Source organism: Streptomyces sp. NPDC052496 (assembly GCF_040679095.1).
In the GTDB taxonomy this organism is placed as follows: domain Bacteria; phylum Actinomycetota; class Actinomycetes; order Streptomycetales; family Streptomycetaceae; genus Streptomyces.
The window spans coordinates 311,692-329,415 of the sequence record NZ_JBFAUH010000006.1 but is presented as its reverse complement, the minus strand read 5'-3'; the positions used below and the strand labels follow the sequence as shown (position 1 = coordinate 329,415).

Below are 17,724 nucleotides of genomic sequence, written 5' to 3'. Positions count from 1 at the left end.
ATCCAGATGGGCTGCGGCCGCACCGGCGCGTTCTTCTCCTTCGAGGAGGCGGGCATCGTGCCGGACATCGTCACCGTCTCGAAGTCCATCAGCGGCTACGGCCTGCCGCTCGCGCTCACCCTGTTCAAGCCGGAGCTGGACGTGTGGGAGCCGGGCGAGCACAACGGCACCTTCCGCGGCAACAACCCCGCCTTCGTCACCGCCGCGGCGGCCCTGGACACGTACTGGGCCGACGGCCAGATGGAGAAACAGACGCTGGCCCGCGGCGAGATCATCGAGTCGCACCTGCGCGCCATCGTCGCGGAGCACCCCGACGTCATCGCCGAGTACCGCGGCCGCGGCATGGTCTGGGGCCTGGAGTGCTCCGACAAGCCGCTCGCCAACAAGATCGCCAAGCGCGCCTTCGAGCTGGGTCTGCTCATCGAGACCTCCGGCCCGGAGAGCGAGGTCGTCAAGCTGCTGCCGGCGCTGACGACCACCCCCGAGGAGCTGGACGAGGGTCTGCGCATCCTCGCCCGCGCGGTCCGCGACTGCGCCTGAGCGCACCGCGGCACCGCACCACTCCTTGTCCGCACCACAGAAAGGTACGAGAACACCGTGATCGTCCGATCCTTCAAGGACATCGAAGGCACCGACCGCCATGTCAAGGCCAAGTCGGGCACCTGGGAGAGCAAGCGCATCATCCTCGCCAAGGAGCGCGTCGGCTTCTCGCTGCACGAGACCATCCTGTACGCGGGCACCGAGACGTCGATGTGGTACGCCAACCACGTCGAGGCCGTGCTGTGCGTGGAGGGCGAGGCCGAGCTCACCAACGACGAGACCGGTGAGAAGTACACCATCACCCCGGGCACGATGTACCTGCTCGACGGGCACGAGAAGCACACCATGCGGATCAAGAAGGACTTCCGCTGCGTGTGCGTCTTCAACCCGCCGGTGACGGGCCGCGAGGACCACGACGAGAACGGCGTGTACCCGCTGCTCACCGAGCCCGAGCCGGAGCCGGAGACCGCCGGCCAGGCCGGCTGACGCGCCCGGCGCGTACCCCTGCCCCGTCCGGCAGTTGAGGAAGGCGCGAGAAGGAAAGCTCGTACGAGAGGAGAGGAAGGCAACACCATGACCACCGCACCCGAGCGCACCGCCGACCTGTACCCGACCCGGGGGACCACCGAGGTGATGACCCCGCGGCAGGACCCGGTGGTGTGGTCGCAGCCCGGCACGGAGGGCCCTTTCCAGCCGGCCGAGCTGAGCGAGTTCGAACGCGACGGTTTCTTCGCCATCGGTGAACTGCTGACGGCGGAGGAAGTCGCGGTGTACCGCGCCGAACTGGACCGGCTGGTCAACGACCCGGCGATGCGGGCGGACGACCGCTCCATCGTCGAGCCGCGGTCCCAGGAGATCCGGTCCGTCTTCGAGGTGCACAAGATCAGCGAGGTGTTCGCCAAGCTGGTCGCCGACCCGCGCGTGGTGGGCCGCGCCCGTCAGATCCTCGGCTCGGACGTGTACGTCCACCAGTCCAGGATCAACGTCAAGCCGGGCTTCGGTGCTTCCGGGTTCTACTGGCACTCCGACTTCGAGACCTGGCACGCCGAGGACGGCCTGCCGAACATGCGGACCGTGTCGGTCTCGATCGCGCTGACGGAGAACTACGACACCAACGGCGGCCTGATGATCATGCCGGGTTCGCACCGGCACTTCCTCGGGTGCGCCGGTGAGACGCCGCGCGACAACTACAAGAAGTCGCTGCAGATGCAGGACGCGGGCACGCCCTCGGACGAGGCGCTGACGAAGCTGGCCGACGCGCACGGCATCAAGCTGTTCACCGGCAAGGCCGGTTCGGCCACCTGGTTCGACTGCAACTGCATGCACGGTTCCGGCGACAACATCACGCCGTACCCGCGCAGCAACGTCTTCATCGTGTTCAACAGCGTCGAGAACACCGCGGTGGAGCCCTTCGCGGCACCGGTCCGGCGCCCGGAGTACATCGGCGCGCGTGACTTCACTCCCGTGAAGTGACACCTACGCCGTACGGTGCCGGCGGGGCACCACGGCACGGCATCACAGCCAGGCCAGCGACGTGGCCGTCTCCAGCAGCCGCTGCGAGGCGGCCGCGTCGCCCGCCTGGCCGCGCGCGATCTCCTCGGGGTCCTGCCGCCCGCCGATGAGCAGGAGGAAGTCGGTGGCCTCCAGGACCAGTTCGGCGGCGATCGGCTCGGCGTCCGAGCCGAGCACCCAGTCGCCGCCCGCCTCGCCCTCCACCGACAGCAGCACCGGCTGCGCCTCCGGGCCCAGCGCCAGGTCCAGGATGCGTACCGCCAGCCCCAGGAAGCGTTGCAGGTGCACCGGCAGCGGCGGCGGTACGGTACGGCCCAGCGCCCGCCCGATGTCGCGGGTGTGCACCCACGTCTCGAACGCGCGGATCACATAGTGGTCGGCGACCGGCAGCCGCAGGCCCATCAGCGTCGTGGCCATGGCGGCCAGCTGCTCGTCACCCGCCTCGGGCAGCGCGAGCAGCCCATGTGCCTGGGTCCGCCACGCCTCCCGCGTCTCGGCGGGCGGCCGGGTGTGCTCGTACGCCACGACCTCCTGCGTACGGGCCGCCCAGCGCAGCTCCCAGGGGGCGCCCGCGCCCGCCGTCCGGCCCGCGGACAGCGCGCCCGGATCCGTACCGGCGTCCGCCCCGAAACCCCCCTCCGGCCGCGCCCCGGGCAGCGGCCCCAGTCCGGTGCCCGCCTCCGTCACCGGCGCCAGCCCCAGCCGTTCCGCCAGCACTTCGTCGGCCGCGACCAGGTGGGCGACGGTGCCCTGGACGTCCCAGTCGTGCACGACGGGGGTACCCCAGCGGGCCGGCGCCTGGTCCAGTTCCCGCAGCAGCGCGTCCAGGCAGGCCACCGCCCCCGCGTACGGAGCGGCGTGCGCGGCCGGCGGCACCTGCCCGGGCCGCGCGGCGCGGGCCGCGGCCATCAGCCGCCCGCGCGCCAGGCCCGTGTTCGCCTTGCGTCCGGCCCCGCGGCCCGTCCCGCCGGGCGCCGGTTCGTCCAGCAGCCGTACGGTCTCCCGCAACCGCCGCGCCTCGGCCGCGCAGGGCGCGCAGTCGCTCAGGTGGCCGCGGACCCGCGCGTCGTCGCCCGGCATGTCCGCACCGAGCGCCCATGCGGCGAGCAGGGCGGTGACTTCCTCGTGGGCCGCGGTGGGGGTGTCGGGGACGGCCGGGTTGTTCGGGCCGTCCTGGTCCTGCGGGGCTTGAGGGTCGTGGGGGTCATGCGGGTCATGCGGGTCTTGCGGCCCACCGCTCCCGCCCGTACCACCGGGCCCGCCGACACCACCCGCACCCCCTGGGCCACCGGTACCACCCGCCCCCTGCGGACCACCCGTGCCACCCGGGCCCTCCGCACCACCTGGGCCCTCCGGCCCACCCGCGCCACCCCGCCCGTTCCTGCCTCCCGCGCCCATCGCGCGCCCCTTCCGCTGTTCCACCGCCCGGCCTGCCCGCGCGCGTAGCTGTCGTCTCCCTTGCTGCCCGCGGTCGCCGCCCGGCATTCAGCACTCGTCCCGTGCTTCGTCGGCCGGGCTGCCGGGACCGGCCACCGGACCGGCGAGCCGGTCGGCCAGCCCGCCCAGGGCGTTCCGCAGCCGTGCGGTGGCCGCCGCCTCCGGGATGCCCAGTTCCACCGCGACCTGCCGGTACGTACGTCCGGCGAAGCACGCCAGGTGCAGTGCTTCCCGTTCCGGCAGGGGCAGTTCGGTCAGTGCGGTGTGCAGCGCCAGCCGGGCCTCCTCGACGGACTGGTGCCCCGCCCCCGCTTCCGTACCGCCCGGTGCGCGCTCCGTCTCCGCCTCCGTCTCCCGGGTCCGGGCCACCGCGCCGTGGTGCCCGCGGATGCTCAGCCACGCGCGCAGCGAACCGTGGCCGGGCTCGAAGGCGTACGGGCACGTCCACAGGTCGATGAAGACCCGGTGCGTCACCTCGTCGGCGACCGCCGTACTGCCGGTCACCCGGCGGGCCACCGTCCTGACCAGCGCGCTGTAGGCGTCGTACGCCTCACCCAGCGCGGATTCGTCCCCGTACACCAGCCGCCGGTGCAGCTCCCGGTCGCGCGGCGGGTACCTGGTTGTCCCGTCCACCGGCACCACCTCGTGAGTGTGTGGTGACATTCCTAGCCTTTCGCCCTCCTCCGCGATAGCCGTCCGCCCGGCCGAATTGCGCGGCGCCCGGCGGGTGTCGCACGATCCGGAGGGCGTCGGAGGGGCGCGGGGACGAAGAGGACCGAGGAGCGTACATGAGTGCCGACCGGCTGCCCGGTGTCGTACTGACCGACCACTTCCTGGAGGTGCCGCTGGACCACGCCGCGCCGGACGGCGAGCGGCTGACGGTCTACGGGCGCGAGGCCGTGGCGCCCGGCCGGGAGCACGAGAAGCTGCCGTGGCTGGTCTATCTCCAGGGCGGCCCAGGCTGCGCGTCGCCGCGCCCGCTGGGCCGGGACTCCTGGCTGGTGCGCGCGCTGGACCACTACCGGGTGCTGCTGCTCGACCAGCGGGGCACCGGCCGCTCAGCGCCGGCCAACCGGCAGACCCTCGCGCTGCGCGGCGGCCCGCGCGAACAGGCCGCGTACCTGGCGCATTTCCGTGCCGACGCGATCGTGCGGGACGCCGAGCTGTTCCGGCGTGAGCTGGCCGGTCCCGGCGAGCGGTGGAGCGTCCTGGGGCAGAGCTTCGGCGGCTTCTGCGCCACGACCTATCTCTCGTACGCGCCCGAGGGGCTGCGCGAGGTCATGATCACGGGCGGCCTGCCGGGGCTGCGGGCCACCGCGGAGGACGTCTACCGGGCCGCGTACCCGAGGGTGGCCCGCAAGAACGCCGCGCACTACGCGCGCTATCCGCAGGACGTCGAGCGCGTCCGCCGGATCGCCGCGCACCTGCGCGAACACCCGGCCCGGCTGCCCGGCGGCGGGCAGCTGACCGCTGAGGCGTTCCAGGCGCTGGGCCTGCTGCTGGGCACCGGCACCGGCTCGTACGTCCTGCACTACCTGATCGAGGACGCGTGGGTGACCGGCCCCGCGGGGCCCGAACTGGCGGATTCCTTCCTCCAGGCCGTACAGGGCCATCTCTCCTACGCCGCCACCCCGCTGTACGCCGTCCTGCACGAAGCGATCTACGCCCAGCGGTCGGTGGCCTCCAAGAGCACCGGCTGGGCCGCCCAGCAGGTACGCGCCGAGTTCCCCGCGTTCGACGTGGACACGGCGCTGGAAGGCGGGCGGCCGGTCCACTTCACCGGCGAGATGGTCTACCCCTGGCTCTTCGACACCGACCCGTCGCTGCGCCCCCTCAAGGAGACCGCACAGGCACTGGCCGAGCGCGCCGACTGGCCCGATCTGTACGACGCCGACCGCCTCGCGGCCAACGAGGTCCCGGCCGCGGCCGCCGTGTACGCGGACGACATGTACGTCGACGTCACCCACTCCCTGGAGACCGCGCGGGAGATCCGCGGGCTGCGGACCTGGGTGACCAACGAGTGGGAGCACGACGGGCTGCGGGTCAGCGACGGCGCGGTGCTGGGGCGCCTGATCCGGATGGTGCGCGGGGAGATCTGAGGCAGGGGGCCAGGACCGGAGCCGGGCCGGAGCCTGGCCGGCGCCGGGAGCCCCCGCACACCTCCTCAGCTACCCCAACAGCTCCAGCAACCGATCCACATCATCCGACGAGTTGTACAGATGGAAGGCGGCGCGGAGGCTGCCGGCGCGCGCGGCGACCCGTACCCCCGCCGCCTCCAGCCGGCCCGCCGCGTCCGCGAGCCCCGGCACGGACACGATCGCCGAACCGGGCGCGGGCAGCGGGGTGTGGCCGAGCGCCGTGATCCCCGCGCGGTACCGGTCGGCGAGCGCGGTGTCGTGCGCGTGGACGGTCTCGACGCCGATCTCGTTCAGCAGGGCGAGGGACTGCGCGGCGGCGGTGTACGAGTAATGGGCGTGCGGCTCGTCGTAGCGGCGCGCGCCCGCCGCGAGCTCCCGGATCGGCCCGTAATTGGACTCGAACGGGTCCGCGCCGGCCACCCACCCGGCGTGCAGCGCCTCCAGCCCGTCGTCGCCACACACCAGGAAGGAGGTGCCGCGCGGGCACAGCAGCCACTTGAACGCCCCGCACACCACGTAATCGAAGTCGCCGCCCCGCAGCGGCAGCCACCCGGCGGCCTGCGTGGCGTCCACCAGGGTGCGTGCGCCGTGGGCGCGGGCGGCGGCCCGTACCGCCTCCAGGCCGGCGATCCGTCCGTCCAGGGCCTGGACCGCGCTCACCGCGACGAGCGCCGTGCCCGGCCGGACGGCATCGGCCAGCTCCGCGAGCGGCGCGGTACGCAGCTTGATCCCGGACCGGGCCGCGAACGGATTGACCAGCGAACTGAACTCCCCCTCGGGAACCAGCACTTCGGCCCCGTTCGGGAGCGACCCGGCGATCAGCGCGGCATGCACCGCGACGGCGCCGCCGATCGCGACCCGATCCGGCGCTACGTGCATCAGCTGGGCGAACGCGGCCCGCGCGGCCTCCGCCGGCCCGAAGTAGTCCCGGCCCATGGTCCCGTACGAGACGGACTCCTCGACGGCCGCGCGCAGGGCGGCAGCCGCACGGGCCGGGAGCAGGCCGCTGGAGGCGGTGTTCAGGTACGTCGTCAGGGGCGCGAACTCGTCCCCACCAAGTGGCTCAATGCGCTGCATGCCCCCCACTGTGACCGCCCCGCCGCCCGCCGTCCATCAAGAATTCCTTTGCAACGGCACCAAGCACCCCTTATCCCCGCAGCTCAGCGCCCTGCCACTGCACCGACCCCCGCCGCGATCACTTACCCGTGCCGGGCCGGCACACCTCCCCTTCACACCCCGGCGCGCCCTCGCCGTCCCCCAGCACGGGCGCCTCCCCCTCCCCCCACGCCTGCTCCAGCGCCTGCCGGAACACCTCGGCGGGCTGCCCGCCGGAGATCCCGTACCGCCGGTCGATGACGAAGAACGGCACGCTCCGCGCCCCCAGCTCCGCCGCCTCCCGCTCATCGGCGCGCACCGCCTCCGCGTAGGCGGTCCCGTCCGCCAGCACCCGGCGCACGTCCTCCTCGTCCAGCCCCGCGGCCACCGCGACCCCGGTCAGCACGTCCGCGTCCCCCAGCGGCAGCGCCTCCGCGAAGTTGGCCCGGTACAGCGCGCCGAGCAGCGCGTCCTGGACGCCCCGCGCCTTGGCCAGGTGCAGCAGCCGGTGCAGGTCAAAGGTGTTCCCGTGCATCCGGTCCGACCGGTACCCGAGCCCTTCCCCAGCCGCCGCCTCAGCCACCCGAGCCTCCATGGCCTCAGCCTGCTCCCGCGACACCCCGTACTTGCCCGCGAGCATCTCCAGCACCGGCACGCCCCCCGCCGGCGCCGCCTCCGGATCCAACTCGAACGACCGGTGCACCACCTCCACCGCCCCCCGATGCGCGAACCCGGCCAGCCCCTTCTCGAAACGGGCCTTGCCGATGTAGCACCAGGGGCAGGCGATGTCCGCCCAGATCTCGACGCGCATGTCAGGTATGTCCTCAGATGACCAGTACGAATACAGACAGTGGCGGACAACCTTCCGAAGGCGGTACCTATTCCCCGACGCGGTAACGCATACGGGTACGCGGCGTCACACACCACCACAGACACCGGAGCAAGAAGCCCCGCCGCCCCATCACGGGAAGGCGGGACCGATAACCCGCTCGACAAGATCAGACAACAGCCCGCCGAGCGAACTGCACGAGCCCAGCAAACGCCCCACCAGTAAGCCTCAAGCACGGCCCATCCGGAAACGCACTGTCCCGAACCAGATACTCCCCCGTAGCCACCGCATACTCCGGCGCCCACTCGACGCACTGGCCACCTTCACCGCCGCTGTAACTGCTCTTGGCCCACCGGGTGGGGCGTACGAGGCCTGGAGTGCTGGTCATCTGGTGCATTCCTCCGCAAGGCTAGAGGGAGCGGGGCCGGCGGCTCGCTCGGCCGAAGTCAGACAGCAGCCCGCTGAGCAAACCGAACAAGCCCGGCAAATGCCTCGCCATTAAGCCTCAAACACGGCCCATCCGGAAACGCACTGTCCCGGACCAGATACTCCCCCGTAGCCACCGCATGCTCCGGCGCCCACTCGACGCACTGGCCGCCGTCCCCGCTGCTGTTGGTGCTCTTCACCCAACGGACGGGCTTTCCTGTCTTCATCGCGCGTACTCCTTGATCGCTTCGCGCAGTGCGCGGAGTGATTTCTCGGGGGACAACGCGTCCGCGCGCAGCCGTTCGTACCTGCTCGTGCCTGTGGCCACCACGGACGCCGAATCGATGACGCGTCCCAGTCCCTGAGCTTCCGAGTAGAGCACTGGTGCCGAGCCATCGTCGAACGTCAGCAGCGTAAACGGCTCTGCCGCCGGAGGAGCACCGGAGTCGAACGGCAGTACTTGGACAGTGACGTTCGGCGTCTCAGCCACTTGCGACAGGTGCTCCATCTGGCCACGCATCACGGGGCGTCCTCCCACCTGCCGGCGCAGACACGACTCGTCCAGCACGACCCACAACAGTGGCGGCTCGGGGCGCTCCAAGACATCCCGTCGCTGGAGGCGCCACGCGACCTTCTCCTTGATCACGTCGTCCGAGTAGCGCGGGTTCGCCGCACGGTACAGCGCTTCGGCGTAGGCGAAGGTCTGCAGGATTCCCATGACCAGGAAGGGCGAGAAGTCGAGAATTGCGCCGCCTTCTCCTCCAGCAGCAGGTACGGCACGAACCACTCAGGGTGCCCGTGCTGCGAGATCCGGGTCCGCATACGGGCGAAGTAGCCGGAGGTGCGGAAAAACTGGTCGCACCCTTCGGCGAAATGCAGGCTGGCAAGAGCTTTACCCTGCTTCACCTTCGTCACGTACGGCGCCTTGTAACCTGTCGCGTCTGCCAGCTCCTGCTGGGTCACGCCCCGATGACGAAGGGCTTCCTCCAGCTCTCGCCCGAACCACTCAAGACCGTTGCGCGGTTCGGGTTGTGCCGCGAGGAACTTTTCGCTCATGTGTGCAACTCCCGGTTTTTCCAAGTGCCTTGGAAACCTTTCAGGCCTATTGAGCCTACGCCTGAAGCGGCAGTCTGTGAGCAGACAGTCACGCACCGGATGAAGGGCTCAGCTCCCCATGCCGAACGACCTGCCGAATCGCCTTCCCCCGGCTACCAGCCCCGGCCGGACACACTTCGCCCGCCTCATGCGCTCGCACGGGCATGAAGGCGTGCTCCACATGCGCACCAGTGGCAGCAGTGATGCTGCCCTCGTCCCCCCGCGACCTGAAGGCAAGTCCATGACAACCCCCGCCTCTGCCCCGACACGCATGGAAATCCAGATCACCGGCATCCGGAAGCACGTCGCCGTTTGCGTCACTGAATCCGGTGGCATGGAATGCGGCGTTCGCTCCAGCGTTTGGGACACTCCCACGCCATTGCACACATGGATTCGCGCCCACGCGGACGAGACCGGGCACACGGAGTACAAGAAGCACACGGAAGAACCCGTCAACGCCTTCTCCGTGCCCGTCGGCAAGGCAGGGCAGTGAGCGTGGGTGGCGCGTCAGCGACTCCGGCTCACTGAGCGGAAACTCCGCCGTCATCGCCGAAATGAGCGGCCTCCCGTCGCTTCCGGGGTAGCGTCCGCCCATGGAGATGCGGCAGGAAGCGCGGGGGTTCTGGGAGCGGGCCGGGGCGGGCAAGACGTTCACCCACCCGTTGGACCACGGGCTGCTCGACGCTTACGTGCCGCGCGACGTGGCGGTGCTGGACTACGGATGCGGGTACGGGCGGCTGACCGCCGAGCTGGTGGCGGCCGGGTACGGGGACGTGTGCGGGGTGGACGTGTCGCGGGCGCTGGTGGAGCGGGGCCGGCGGGAGCATCCGGGGGTTCGGGTCGAGCATTGTCCCGGGCTGCCGCTGCCGTTCGAGGGCGGGAGCTTCGGGGCCGCGCTGCTGTTCGCCGTACTGACCTGTGTGCCCGGCTCCGGGGAGCAGCGGGAGATCGTCGCGGAGCTGGGGCGGCTGGTACGGCCGGGCGGCGTGCTGTACGTCAGTGACATGCCGTTGCAGAGCGACCGGCGGAACCTGGAGCGGTACGAGGCGTACGCGGACCGGTACGGGACGTACGGGGTGTTCGAGACGCCCGACGGCGGTGTGTTCCGGCACCACGAGCCGGACCACCTGCGCGGACTGCTCCGGGCGCACGGCTTCGCGGTGGAGGCCGAGCGCACGGACACGGTCGAGACGCTGGAGGGGCACACCGCCGAGCGGCTTCAGCTCATCGGGCGGCGGCAGGGCTGAGGGGCAGGATCAGGTCCAGGTGGGTGGCGTCCGGGGCGGGGCGCCGGGACGTGTCGGGTTGCCAGCCGTGCCGGGTGTAGAAGGCGCGGGCGCGCTGGTTGTGCCAGTAGACCTCCAGGTGGGCGGTGGCGGTGCCGGCCGCCTGCCAGTCGGCCACGCAGGCGCGGTGCAGCACGGTGCCGATGCCGGCGCGCCAGTGGTCGGGGTCGACGTGGAACTGGAAGAGCTTGACGGTGTCCGCGGGCGCGCCGTCCTCACGGCGGTAGGAGGCGATGCCGACGATCGCGCCGTCCCGTTCCGCGCACAGCACGGTGGCGTCCGGGCGTTCCAGTCCACGCTGCCAGCCCGCACGCCACCGCTCGCGCTCGGCCGGGGCGTCGAGCAGGGCGTCGGGGATACGGCCGCGGTAGTACGTCGCGCGGGCGCGGGAGTGCAGGTCGACCATGGCGTCGAGGTCGGCGGTCGTGGCGTGGCGGACGGTGGGGCCGGGGGCGTGCGGCGCGCCCGGCGTGGCGGCGTGCGGCGCGCCCGGCGCGGGGGCTTCCGGTGCGCCGGGCGTGGCGGCGTGCGGTGTACCGGACGTGGAGACGTGCGGTGTACCGGACGTGGCGGCGTGCGGTGCGCCGGGCGTGGGGGCGTGCGGTGCGCCGGGCGTGGGGGCGTGCGTCATGGGTGCGTACGTCACCTTTCGGCCCGGCCGTCGACGCGGCGGGGCAGCTTCAGCGGGTTGTCCTCGCGCAGTTCCGGCGGGAGCAGGGCGGGCGGGGTGTCCTGGTAGACGACCGGCCGCAGCCAGCGTTCGATCGCCGTGCCGCCGACGGAGGTGGCGGTCGAGGTGGTGGCCGGGTACGGGCCGCCGTGGTGCTGGGCGGGGGCCACGGCGACACCGGTCGGCCAGCCGTTGACGAGCACCCGGCCGGCCAGCGGGGTGAGCGCGGCCAGCAGCCGCGCGCCGCGCCCCGTACCGCCGGCGGAGGCGACGCGTCCGGTACCGTCCCCGCTTCCGCTCCCGTCCCCGGCTTCGGCTCCGTCCCCGGCTCCAGCCACCGCCGCGTCCGGCACCCCGTCCTCCCCCGCGCACTCCGCCGCCCCCAGCTGGAGCGTGGCGGTGAGGTTGCCGGGCAGCCGGGCCAGTACGGCGCTGATCTCGGCGTCGTCGGTGTAGCGCGCGAGGACGGTGACCGGCCCGAAGCACTCCTCCAGGAGGAGGTCGTGGCCGCCGCCGTCCGCGGCGAGCCGGGCCGCCGGGACGGTGAGGAAGCCCGCGCTGACGGTGTGCTCGCCGCCCGCGCCGGGTGTCACGGGGGCTTCGACGTCCGGCAGCGCGGCGCGTTCCCGTACGCCGTCGAGGAACGCGTCGCGCATCCGGTGGTCCAGGAGCACCCCGGCCTCGGTGTTGCTGACGGCCTCCGTGAGGGAGCGCTCCAGGCGGTCGCCGGCCGGGCCGTGCGGCGCGAGGACGAGTCCGGGCTTGACGCAGAACTGGCCGGTGCCGAGGGTCATCGAGCCGGCCAGGCCGGTGCCGATCTGCTCGGCGCGCTCCTCGGCGGCGGCCTCGGTGACCACGACCGGGTTGAGGCTGCCGAGTTCGCCGTGGAAGGGGATCGGGTGCGGGCGGGCGGCGGCCGCGTCGTACAGGGCGCGTCCGCCGCGTACCGATCCGGTGAAGCCGGCGGCGGCGACCAGCGGGTGCCGGACCAGCTCGATGCCCGCCTCGAAGCCGTGCACCAGGCCGATCACGCCCTCGGGCAGGCCGACTTCGGCCGCGGCGCGGCGCAGCAGGGCGGCGCACAGTTCGGAGGTGGCCGGGTGGTCGGGGTGGGCCTTGACCACGACGGGGCAGCCGGCGGCGAGCGCGCTGGCGGTGTCGCCGCCGGGCACGGAGAAGGCGAGCGGGAAGTTGCTGGCCGCGTAGACGGCGACGACACCGAGCGGAATTTTGTAGCGGCGCAGGTCGGGGCGGGGCGGGGTGAGCGCGGGGTCGGCGTGGTCGATCAGTACGTCGAGGAAGGCGCCCTCGTCGACGACGTCGGCGAAGGCACGCAACTGGTAGGTGGTGCGGGCCAGTTCGCCGGTGAGCCGGCCGGGCCCGAGCGCGGTCTCCGCGTCGGCGGCCTCGACGATCCGTTCGCCGGCGCCGTCGAGCAGGTCGGCGGCGCGGCGCAGCAGGGCGGCCCGGATGCCGCGGTCCGCCAGCGCGTCCCGGGCCTCGTGCGCGGCCCGTACGGCGGCGTCGACCTCGGCCGCCGTGGCCTCCACCGCAACCTGCTCGCGCCGCTTCCCGGTACGGGGGTCGGCACTCCAGACTGGTGCTGCTGCCACCGCGCATTCCTCCCAGCGAACTCTTGCCGCACCCAGGACGCCGTTCGGTATGCTGAACGCCGTCCCAGATGGTGAATGTGACCGTCCGCCGGGACTCTATGGCTGTCCGAACTGAGGGGTCAAGGCCGATGTCCGCTGCCGAGACCACCGGAGCGCAGGTCAAGTCCGCAGTGCGCACGGTGGAGTTGCTGGAGTACTTCGCGGGCCGCCCCGGAATGCACAGCCTCGCCGCCGTCCAGGAAGCCGTCGGCTACCCGAAGTCCAGCCTCTACATGCTGCTGCGCACCCTCGTCGACCTGGGCTGGGTGGAGACCGACGCCACCGGCACGCGGTACGGCATCGGCGTCCGCGCGCTGCTGGTCGGCACCTCGTACATCGACGGGGACGAGGTGGTGGCCGCCGCCCGCCCCACCCTGGACCGGCTCGCCGACGACACGACCGAGACCATCCACCTGGCCCGGCTGGACGGCACCAACGTCGTCTACCTCGCCACCCGCCAGTCCCAGCACTACCTGCGCCCCTTCACCCGTGTCGGCCGCCGGCTGCCCGCCCACTCCACGTCCCTGGGCAAGGCGCTGCTCGCCACGTACACCGACGACCAGGTACGGGCGCTCCTCCCGGAAAGGCTCGACGCCCTGACCGAGCACACCGTCACCGACCGCGAGCAGCTCATCGAGGAGCTGCGCCTGGTGCGCGAGCAGGGGTACGCCGTCGACCGCGAGGAGAACACGCTCGGCCTGCGCTGCTTCGGCGTCGCGGTTCCGTACCGCACCCCGGCGCGGGACGCGGTCAGCTGCTCGGTGCCGGTGGCCCGGCTGACCCCGGCGCACGAGCAGCTGATCAAGGACGCGCTGTTCGACGCGCGGGACCGGCTGGCTCTGGCTACGCGGCGGCTTTGAGGGGGCGGGCGGCTCCTCCCCTCGGCGCCGCCCCTCCGCCGCACGGCGGAAGCAGATCGTCGCCAGGGCCGAGGCCCGGCGGGTCCGGATCCGGGAACCTGCTGGCATGAACTCCTCACCAGCGGGGACGCCGACGGTCCGCGGGAACCGCACACGCGCCGCGCTGCGGACGGTCACCCTGGCGGCCTGCGTCCCGTACCTCTCCCTCAAACTCGCCTGGCTCTCGGGCAGCCGCGTCGGCATTCCCGCGGGCAGCGCCCTGCGCCGGGACGGCAACTCCCTGATGACGCTGAACGCCCTGACCGTCCTGATGGACGCGGCCGTGATCGTGCTGGCGTTCCTGCTGACCCGCCCCTGGGGCCGCCGGGTGCCGTCCTGGCTGATGGCCCTCCCCATGTGGTGCGCCACCGGCCTGCTCGCCCCGATCATCGTGGTCTTCCCCGTACAGACGCTGTTCGCCCTGGTGCGCGGGGCCGCCGCGGACGGTACGGGTTCGGCGGCGGGCGGGCCGGACGGCCTGCTGGCGCCGTGGGTGTGGGGTCTGGTCTACGGCGGGTTCATCGTGCAGGGCCTGGCGCTGGGCACCCTGTTCGTGCTGTACGCGCGGGACCGCTGGGGTCACCTGTGGCGCGGCCGCACCGGTGGACTGCCGGTCACCCCGACGCTGCCCGCGCGGCAGTCTGCCGCGGTCGCCGCCGCCGTGGCGGCCGCGCTCCCCGCCGCCGTACACGGCCTGTGGGCGTCCGGTCAGGGCGTCGGGCTGAGCGCCGCGCGGCTGGCCGGCCAGGATTTCGACGCCCGCCTCAACGACGCGGCGTACGTGCTGTTCGCCCTGTTCACCGCCGTGGGCGTACTGGCGGTCGGCTTCCGGCGCGGCGGCCGGACGCCCCTGCTGCTGCCGCTGGCCGCGGCCTGGACGGGTTCGGCGGCGCTGGCCTGCTGGGGCGGCTGGATGACGCTCACCACGCTGACGGCGACGGCGGCCGACCCCCGTCTGCCCACACCGGTGATGAGCCTGACTTACGCTGTGCAGATGATCGTCGGGATGCTCGTCGCCGTCACCGGCGCCCATTTCCTCGCCGAGCGGCACGCCACCACGCGGGCCGCTTCGGAGGCCGCGCGATGCGGGTGACCTTCCGCCGCTGGGTGCATCTCATCCTCGGCGGCGCCTTGCTGATGCCGTACTTCCTGCTGGTCACGGTCCTCACACCGCTGTTCTTCCCCAGCGTCAACCCGTTCTCCGACTTCCCGTGGCAGTTCGCCGCGTTCGGTGCGGCCCTGCCGCTCGCCGCCCTCAGCGCGCTGCTCTTCCCGCTGCTGCGCACGCTGGAGTCGACCGCGGCGCGGTCGCTGTGCGGCCTGCCCGCGGACGTGGCGGCCGAACTGGCCGAGGAGCCCGCCGACTCGTGGGCGGCCCGGCGGCGTACGGCCCTGTGGTTCGTGGCGCACCTGGCCGCCGGCGGCATCGTCAGCGGCATGACCCTGTCGGCGCCACCCGCCGCCGTGATGCTGGTCCTCCTGCCGGTCACGGACCCGCTGCGGCACGAGGAGCTGGGCTGGCCCGCTCTGGAGGGCAGTGTGCTCGGCCCGCTGCTCGGCCTCGGGCTGCTCGCCCTGGTGGCAGGCACCTCCTGGGGGGCCGGGACGCTGCTGGCCCGCCTGGCGCCCGTAGCGCTGGGCCGTACCCCCGCCGACCGGCTGGCCGCCGCCGAACGCCGGGCCGCCGACCTCGCCTCCCGCAACCGGCTCGCCCGCGAACTGCACGACTCCGTGGGCCACGCGCTCAGCGCGGTCACCCTCCAGGCCGGCGCGGCCCGCCGGGTGCTGGACTCCGACCCTGAGTTCGCACGGCAGGCGCTCACCGCCATCGAGGAGACCACCCGCGACGCGGTCGCCGAACTCGACACCGTACTGGGCCTGCTGCGCGAGGAGGGGGACAACCGCCCCGGCGCGCCGGCGCCCGCGCCGACGCTGGACGCCCTGGACGGCTTGCTGGACCGCAGCCGCGCCGCCGGGCTGCGGATCGATGCGGACATCGACGGCAGGTGCGGGGGACTGCCGCCGCTGGTCTCGCGGGAGGCGTACCGGATGGTGCAGGAAGGCCTCAGCAACGCGCTGCGACACGCCGGTGCCGTACCGGTGCGGCTGCGGGTCGCCTTGGATCCGGGCGAGCTGAGGATCACGGTGGAGAATCCGACGGGGGATCCGGTGAGGGATCCGGTGAAAAACACGATGGGGGACGCGATGAAGAGCCCGAAGGCAGACACACCACGCGATACGGCCGGGCCTGTGCCCCGTCCCGGTGGCGGCCGCGGCCTGCACGGCATCGCCGAGCGCGCCCGCCTGCTGGGCGGCGAGGCACGGGCCGCCGGCCAGGACGGCGTATGGCTGCTGACCGTACGGCTCCCGCTGGAGACGGCCCGGTGAGCGCCCCGGACGAGGGCCGCCCTGGCGCCCGTACAAGCTCCACGGAGACCACCGGCACCGATACCCCTGCCACCGTCTCCGACACCTCCGGCACCTCCGACACCCCCAGCACCACCGCTCCCCCGCTCCGCATCGTCCTCGCCGACGACGAGCGGATGGTGCGTACGGCGCTGCGCGCGATCCTCGGCGCGGAGCCGGACATGGAGGTCGTCGGCGAGGCGGCCACCGGCGCCGAGGCGGTGCCGCTGATCCGCGAACTGCGTCCGGACATCGTGCTGATGGACGTCCGGATGCCGGAGATCGACGGCATCCGCGCGACCGAACAGGTGCTGGCGGGCATGGCGGAGCCGCCGCGCGTCATCGTGGTGACGACCTTCGAGAACGACGCGTACGTGTACGACGCGCTGCGCGCCGGCGCCAGCGGCTTCCTGCTGAAGCGGGCCGGTGTGGAGGATCTGGTGCAGGCGGTACGGATGGTGGCGCGCAGCGACTCGCTGCTGTTCCCGGCGGCGGTACGGGAGCTGGCCGCCCGGTACGCGGGGGCGCGGACCGCGCGCGAGACGGCGCGGGCGCTGCGGGCGCGCCTGTCCGACCGTGAGGCGGACGTGCTGCGGCTGATGACCAAGGGCCTGACGAACGCGGAGATCGCGGACCGGCTGGCGGTGGGCCCCGCGACGGTCAAGACGCATGTCGCGGGCGTACTGGCCAAGCTGGGCGTACGGGACCGGACGCAGGCCGTGATCGCGGCGTACGAGAGCGGGTTCGTCCAGCCGGGGTGAGGGCCGGGAACCTCCTGGCGGACCGGACTCGAAGACGTCCACACACCCCCGCGCCCCCTGCGGCCACCCCACGACCGCCTCGCGACCGCCTCACGACCACCCTCCGTAACACCCGATTACCCAGCGCCACTACCACATTCCGCGGGAAATATCCGTCACCCGTTCATCCCAATGCGCAACATCACCGAACGTCACCGGCACCGCGCCCCTGACGTGCACAAACGTGCTCGATCATGCGCGACACGCCGACCGGGCACGGGAGTTCTGACAGCGCGTCAACAGGCTCCCGGCGCGCCCGGCCGCTTACCTCGATTGCAGGAGGCTCGGAATCCCCCAACTTCCTCTCGCGGCGCAGTCGTGTGCTGCGGTCCGTGCCTCGTGGAGGTTCGTCACATGCGTTCCACTCGCGTTCTCACCGGGGCCGCACTGTCCGTCGCCGCCCTCGGCCTGTCCACCTCCGCGGCGTTCGCCGCCACCGGCAACCTGGAGGTGACACCGAACCCCGTCCAGGCCGGCAAGACGGTCAACCTCAACAGCAGTGCCTGCGGCAAGGACGGTTCGGCCACCGTGGACGCCAGCACCCTGGGCGCCGACAGGATAAAGCTGTCTTCGAAGGGCCAGACGCACACCGAAAACGTCCAGGGCTCCCTGCGGGTGCCGACGAGCACCAAGCCGGGCAACTACGGCATCAGCGGCAAGTGCTCCAACGGCACGGCGCTCTCCGCCACGGTACGGGTCACCTCCCGCGGCACCCCGCACGGCCCGACCAGGACCGGCGTCGGCACCACCAGTGAGAGCTCCGGCACCACGCAGATCGTCGCGGGTGCGGGCGTACTGCTGGCGGCCGCCGCCGGTGGCGCGTGGATGGTGCGCCGCCGTCGCGCGGACGACTCGGCCTGAACCTTCGGAGCGGCCACAAGCGGCCACAAGCGCCGGACGGCACGGGCATCGCCCAGTCCGCCGGTCCGGTCCGCCGGT

At 72.7% G+C, this 17,724-nt stretch carries 21 protein-coding genes; 11 read left to right on the top strand and 10 right to left on the bottom strand.

All coding sequences use genetic code 11. The features are described from left to right. From AB0L45_RS11695 to thpD, 3 genes are all read left to right on the top strand, one after another. Positions 1-540 (top strand): aminotransferase class III-fold pyridoxal phosphate-dependent enzyme (locus tag AB0L45_RS11695; protein WP_365838557.1); only part of this gene is annotated, 540 nt, incomplete at its 5' end. Positions 541-597: 57 nt separating this feature from the next. Then, the gene (locus AB0L45_RS11690) at positions 598-1,026 is read left to right on the top strand and encodes an ectoine synthase (protein ID WP_365838555.1); all 429 of its coding nucleotides are present in this window, start codon (positions 598-600) and stop codon (positions 1,024-1,026) included. 87 nt (positions 1,027-1,113) lie between these two features. Then, the gene (gene thpD, locus AB0L45_RS11685; RefSeq protein ID WP_365838553.1) at positions 1,114-2,013 is read left to right on the top strand and encodes an ectoine hydroxylase; all 900 of its coding nucleotides are present in this window, start codon (positions 1,114-1,116) and stop codon (positions 2,011-2,013) included. A 42-nt stretch (positions 2,014-2,055) separates the two neighbouring features. On the opposite strand, the gene AB0L45_RS11680 is transcribed toward thpD, so the two are convergent. Then, positions 2,056-3,132: a maleylpyruvate isomerase family mycothiol-dependent enzyme gene (locus AB0L45_RS11680; RefSeq protein ID WP_365838551.1), complete on the bottom strand. Its 1,077-nt coding sequence runs from the start codon at positions 3,130-3,132 to the stop codon at positions 2,056-2,058. Positions 3,133-3,537: 405 nt separating this feature from the next. Beyond that, a complete protein-coding gene (locus AB0L45_RS11675; RefSeq protein WP_365838549.1) occupies positions 3,538-4,152 on the bottom strand; it encodes a sigma-70 family RNA polymerase sigma factor in 615 nt (204 codons plus the stop codon). Between the two features lie 125 nt (positions 4,153-4,277). Here AB0L45_RS11675 and AB0L45_RS11670 point away from each other — a divergent pair, with 125 nt between their 5' ends. Beyond that, positions 4,278-5,588, top strand: coding sequence for an alpha/beta fold hydrolase (locus AB0L45_RS11670; RefSeq protein WP_365838547.1), 1,311 nt, complete (start codon positions 4,278-4,280; stop codon positions 5,586-5,588). 69 nt (positions 5,589-5,657) lie between these two features. On the opposite strand, the gene AB0L45_RS11665 is transcribed toward AB0L45_RS11670, so the two are convergent. From AB0L45_RS11665 to AB0L45_RS11640, 6 genes are all read right to left on the bottom strand, one after another. Beyond that, positions 5,658-6,704, bottom strand: coding sequence for an aminotransferase class V-fold PLP-dependent enzyme (locus AB0L45_RS11665; RefSeq protein ID WP_365838545.1), 1,047 nt, complete (start codon positions 6,702-6,704; stop codon positions 5,658-5,660). Positions 6,705-6,822: 118 nt separating this feature from the next. After that, positions 6,823-7,533, bottom strand: coding sequence for a DsbA family oxidoreductase (locus AB0L45_RS11660; RefSeq protein WP_365838543.1), 711 nt, complete (start codon positions 7,531-7,533; stop codon positions 6,823-6,825). Between the two features lie 187 nt (positions 7,534-7,720). Further along, a complete protein-coding gene (locus AB0L45_RS11655) occupies positions 7,721-7,939 on the bottom strand; it encodes a DUF397 domain-containing protein (RefSeq protein ID WP_365838541.1) in 219 nt (72 codons plus the stop codon). Positions 7,940-7,997: 58 nt separating this feature from the next. Further along, a complete protein-coding gene (locus AB0L45_RS11650; RefSeq protein ID WP_365838539.1) occupies positions 7,998-8,204 on the bottom strand; it encodes a DUF397 domain-containing protein in 207 nt (68 codons plus the stop codon). Next, positions 8,201-8,695 (bottom strand): DUF5753 domain-containing protein, encoded by a 495-nt coding sequence (locus AB0L45_RS11645; RefSeq protein ID WP_365838537.1) that lies wholly within the window; start codon positions 8,693-8,695, stop codon positions 8,201-8,203. The genes AB0L45_RS11650 and AB0L45_RS11645 overlap by 4 nt, the downstream gene beginning before the upstream one ends. Then, positions 8,620-9,033, bottom strand: a complete 414-nt coding sequence (locus AB0L45_RS11640; protein WP_365838535.1) for a helix-turn-helix transcriptional regulator — start codon at positions 9,031-9,033, stop codon at positions 8,620-8,622. The genes AB0L45_RS11645 and AB0L45_RS11640 overlap by 76 nt, the downstream gene beginning before the upstream one ends. Before the next feature lie 310 nt (positions 9,034-9,343). On the opposite strand from AB0L45_RS11640, the gene AB0L45_RS11635 reads away from it, so the two are divergent. Together AB0L45_RS11635 and AB0L45_RS11630 are read left to right on the top strand one after the other, a co-directional pair. Continuing rightward, on the top strand, positions 9,344-9,565 hold the full coding sequence (locus tag AB0L45_RS11635) for a hypothetical protein (RefSeq protein WP_365838533.1): 222 nt from the start codon (positions 9,344-9,346) through the stop codon (positions 9,563-9,565). 100 nt (positions 9,566-9,665) lie between these two features. Beyond that, positions 9,666-10,319 (top strand): class I SAM-dependent methyltransferase, encoded by a 654-nt coding sequence (locus AB0L45_RS11630; protein WP_365838531.1) that lies wholly within the window; start codon positions 9,666-9,668, stop codon positions 10,317-10,319. Here the strand turns inward: AB0L45_RS11630 and AB0L45_RS11625 are convergent. Continuing rightward, positions 10,297-10,989, bottom strand: a complete 693-nt coding sequence (locus AB0L45_RS11625) for a GNAT family N-acetyltransferase (protein WP_365838529.1) — start codon at positions 10,987-10,989, stop codon at positions 10,297-10,299. The genes AB0L45_RS11630 and AB0L45_RS11625 overlap by 23 nt on opposite strands. A gap of 11 nt (positions 10,990-11,000) precedes the next feature. After that, complete coding sequence (locus AB0L45_RS11620) at positions 11,001-12,641, bottom strand: aldehyde dehydrogenase (NADP(+)) (RefSeq protein WP_365838527.1); 1,641 nt, start codon at positions 12,639-12,641, stop codon at positions 11,001-11,003. Between the two features lie 128 nt (positions 12,642-12,769). On the opposite strand from AB0L45_RS11620, the gene AB0L45_RS11615 reads away from it, so the two are divergent. The 5 genes from AB0L45_RS11615 to AB0L45_RS11595 all read left to right on the top strand — a co-directional run bounded on the left by AB0L45_RS11615 (position 12,770) and on the right by AB0L45_RS11595 (position 17,646). Continuing rightward, positions 12,770-13,540 (top strand): IclR family transcriptional regulator, encoded by a 771-nt coding sequence (locus AB0L45_RS11615; RefSeq protein ID WP_365838525.1) that lies wholly within the window; start codon positions 12,770-12,772, stop codon positions 13,538-13,540. Positions 13,541-13,646: 106 nt separating this feature from the next. Further along, entirely contained in the window at positions 13,647-14,672 is a 1,026-nt protein-coding gene (locus tag AB0L45_RS11610) for a hypothetical protein (RefSeq protein ID WP_365838523.1), read from the top strand. Next, positions 14,663-15,967 carry a histidine kinase gene (locus tag AB0L45_RS11605; protein ID WP_365838521.1) on the top strand — a complete coding sequence of 435 codons (1,305 nt, stop codon included), beginning with the start codon at positions 14,663-14,665 and terminating at the stop codon, positions 15,965-15,967. Before AB0L45_RS11610 ends, AB0L45_RS11605 begins: the two co-directional genes overlap by 10 nt. Positions 15,968-16,098: 131 nt before the next feature. Then, positions 16,099-16,746, top strand: a complete 648-nt coding sequence (locus AB0L45_RS11600) for a response regulator transcription factor (RefSeq protein WP_365838595.1) — start codon at positions 16,099-16,101, stop codon at positions 16,744-16,746. 393 nt (positions 16,747-17,139) lie between these two features. Next, a complete protein-coding gene (locus tag AB0L45_RS11595) occupies positions 17,140-17,646 on the top strand; it encodes a hypothetical protein (protein WP_365838519.1) in 507 nt (168 codons plus the stop codon). Positions 17,647-17,724 lie beyond the last annotated feature (78 nt).

What these genes read in the sequence shown, in the direction of transcription:
- thpD (WP_365838553.1), top strand. Translation starts at nt 1,114, where the DNA reads ATGACCACCGCACCCGAGCGCACCGCCGACCTGTACCCGACCCGGGGG.
- AB0L45_RS11680 (WP_365838551.1), bottom strand. Translation starts at nt 3,132, where the DNA reads ATGCCGGGCGACGACGCGCGGGTCCGCGGCCACCTGAGCGACTGCGCG.
- AB0L45_RS11675 (WP_365838549.1), bottom strand. Translation starts at nt 4,152, where the DNA reads ATGTCACCACACACTCACGAGGTGGTGCCGGTGGACGGGACAACCAGG.
- AB0L45_RS11670 (WP_365838547.1), top strand. Translation starts at nt 4,278, where the DNA reads ATGAGTGCCGACCGGCTGCCCGGTGTCGTACTGACCGACCACTTCCTG.
- AB0L45_RS11665 (WP_365838545.1), bottom strand. Translation starts at nt 6,704, where the DNA reads ATGCAGCGCATTGAGCCACTTGGTGGGGACGAGTTCGCGCCCCTGACG.
- AB0L45_RS11660 (WP_365838543.1), bottom strand. Translation starts at nt 7,533, where the DNA reads ATGCGCGTCGAGATCTGGGCGGACATCGCCTGCCCCTGGTGCTACATC.
- AB0L45_RS11655 (WP_365838541.1), bottom strand. Translation starts at nt 7,939, where the DNA reads ATGACCAGCACTCCAGGCCTCGTACGCCCCACCCGGTGGGCCAAGAGC.
- AB0L45_RS11650 (WP_365838539.1), bottom strand. Translation starts at nt 8,204, where the DNA reads ATGAAGACAGGAAAGCCCGTCCGTTGGGTGAAGAGCACCAACAGCAGC.
- AB0L45_RS11645 (WP_365838537.1), bottom strand. Translation starts at nt 8,695, where the DNA reads ATGGGAATCCTGCAGACCTTCGCCTACGCCGAAGCGCTGTACCGTGCG.
- AB0L45_RS11640 (WP_365838535.1), bottom strand. Translation starts at nt 9,033, where the DNA reads ATGAGCGAAAAGTTCCTCGCGGCACAACCCGAACCGCGCAACGGTCTT.
- AB0L45_RS11635 (WP_365838533.1), top strand. Translation starts at nt 9,344, where the DNA reads ATGGAAATCCAGATCACCGGCATCCGGAAGCACGTCGCCGTTTGCGTC.
- AB0L45_RS11630 (WP_365838531.1), top strand. Translation starts at nt 9,666, where the DNA reads ATGGAGATGCGGCAGGAAGCGCGGGGGTTCTGGGAGCGGGCCGGGGCG.
- AB0L45_RS11625 (WP_365838529.1), bottom strand. Translation starts at nt 10,989, where the DNA reads ATGACGCACGCCCCCACGCCCGGCGCACCGCACGCCCCCACGCCCGGC.
- AB0L45_RS11615 (WP_365838525.1), top strand. Translation starts at nt 12,770, where the DNA reads ATGTCCGCTGCCGAGACCACCGGAGCGCAGGTCAAGTCCGCAGTGCGC.
- AB0L45_RS11610 (WP_365838523.1), top strand. Translation starts at nt 13,647, where the DNA reads ATGAACTCCTCACCAGCGGGGACGCCGACGGTCCGCGGGAACCGCACA.
- AB0L45_RS11605 (WP_365838521.1), top strand. Translation starts at nt 14,663, where the DNA reads ATGCGGGTGACCTTCCGCCGCTGGGTGCATCTCATCCTCGGCGGCGCC.
- AB0L45_RS11595 (WP_365838519.1), top strand. Translation starts at nt 17,140, where the DNA reads ATGCGTTCCACTCGCGTTCTCACCGGGGCCGCACTGTCCGTCGCCGCC.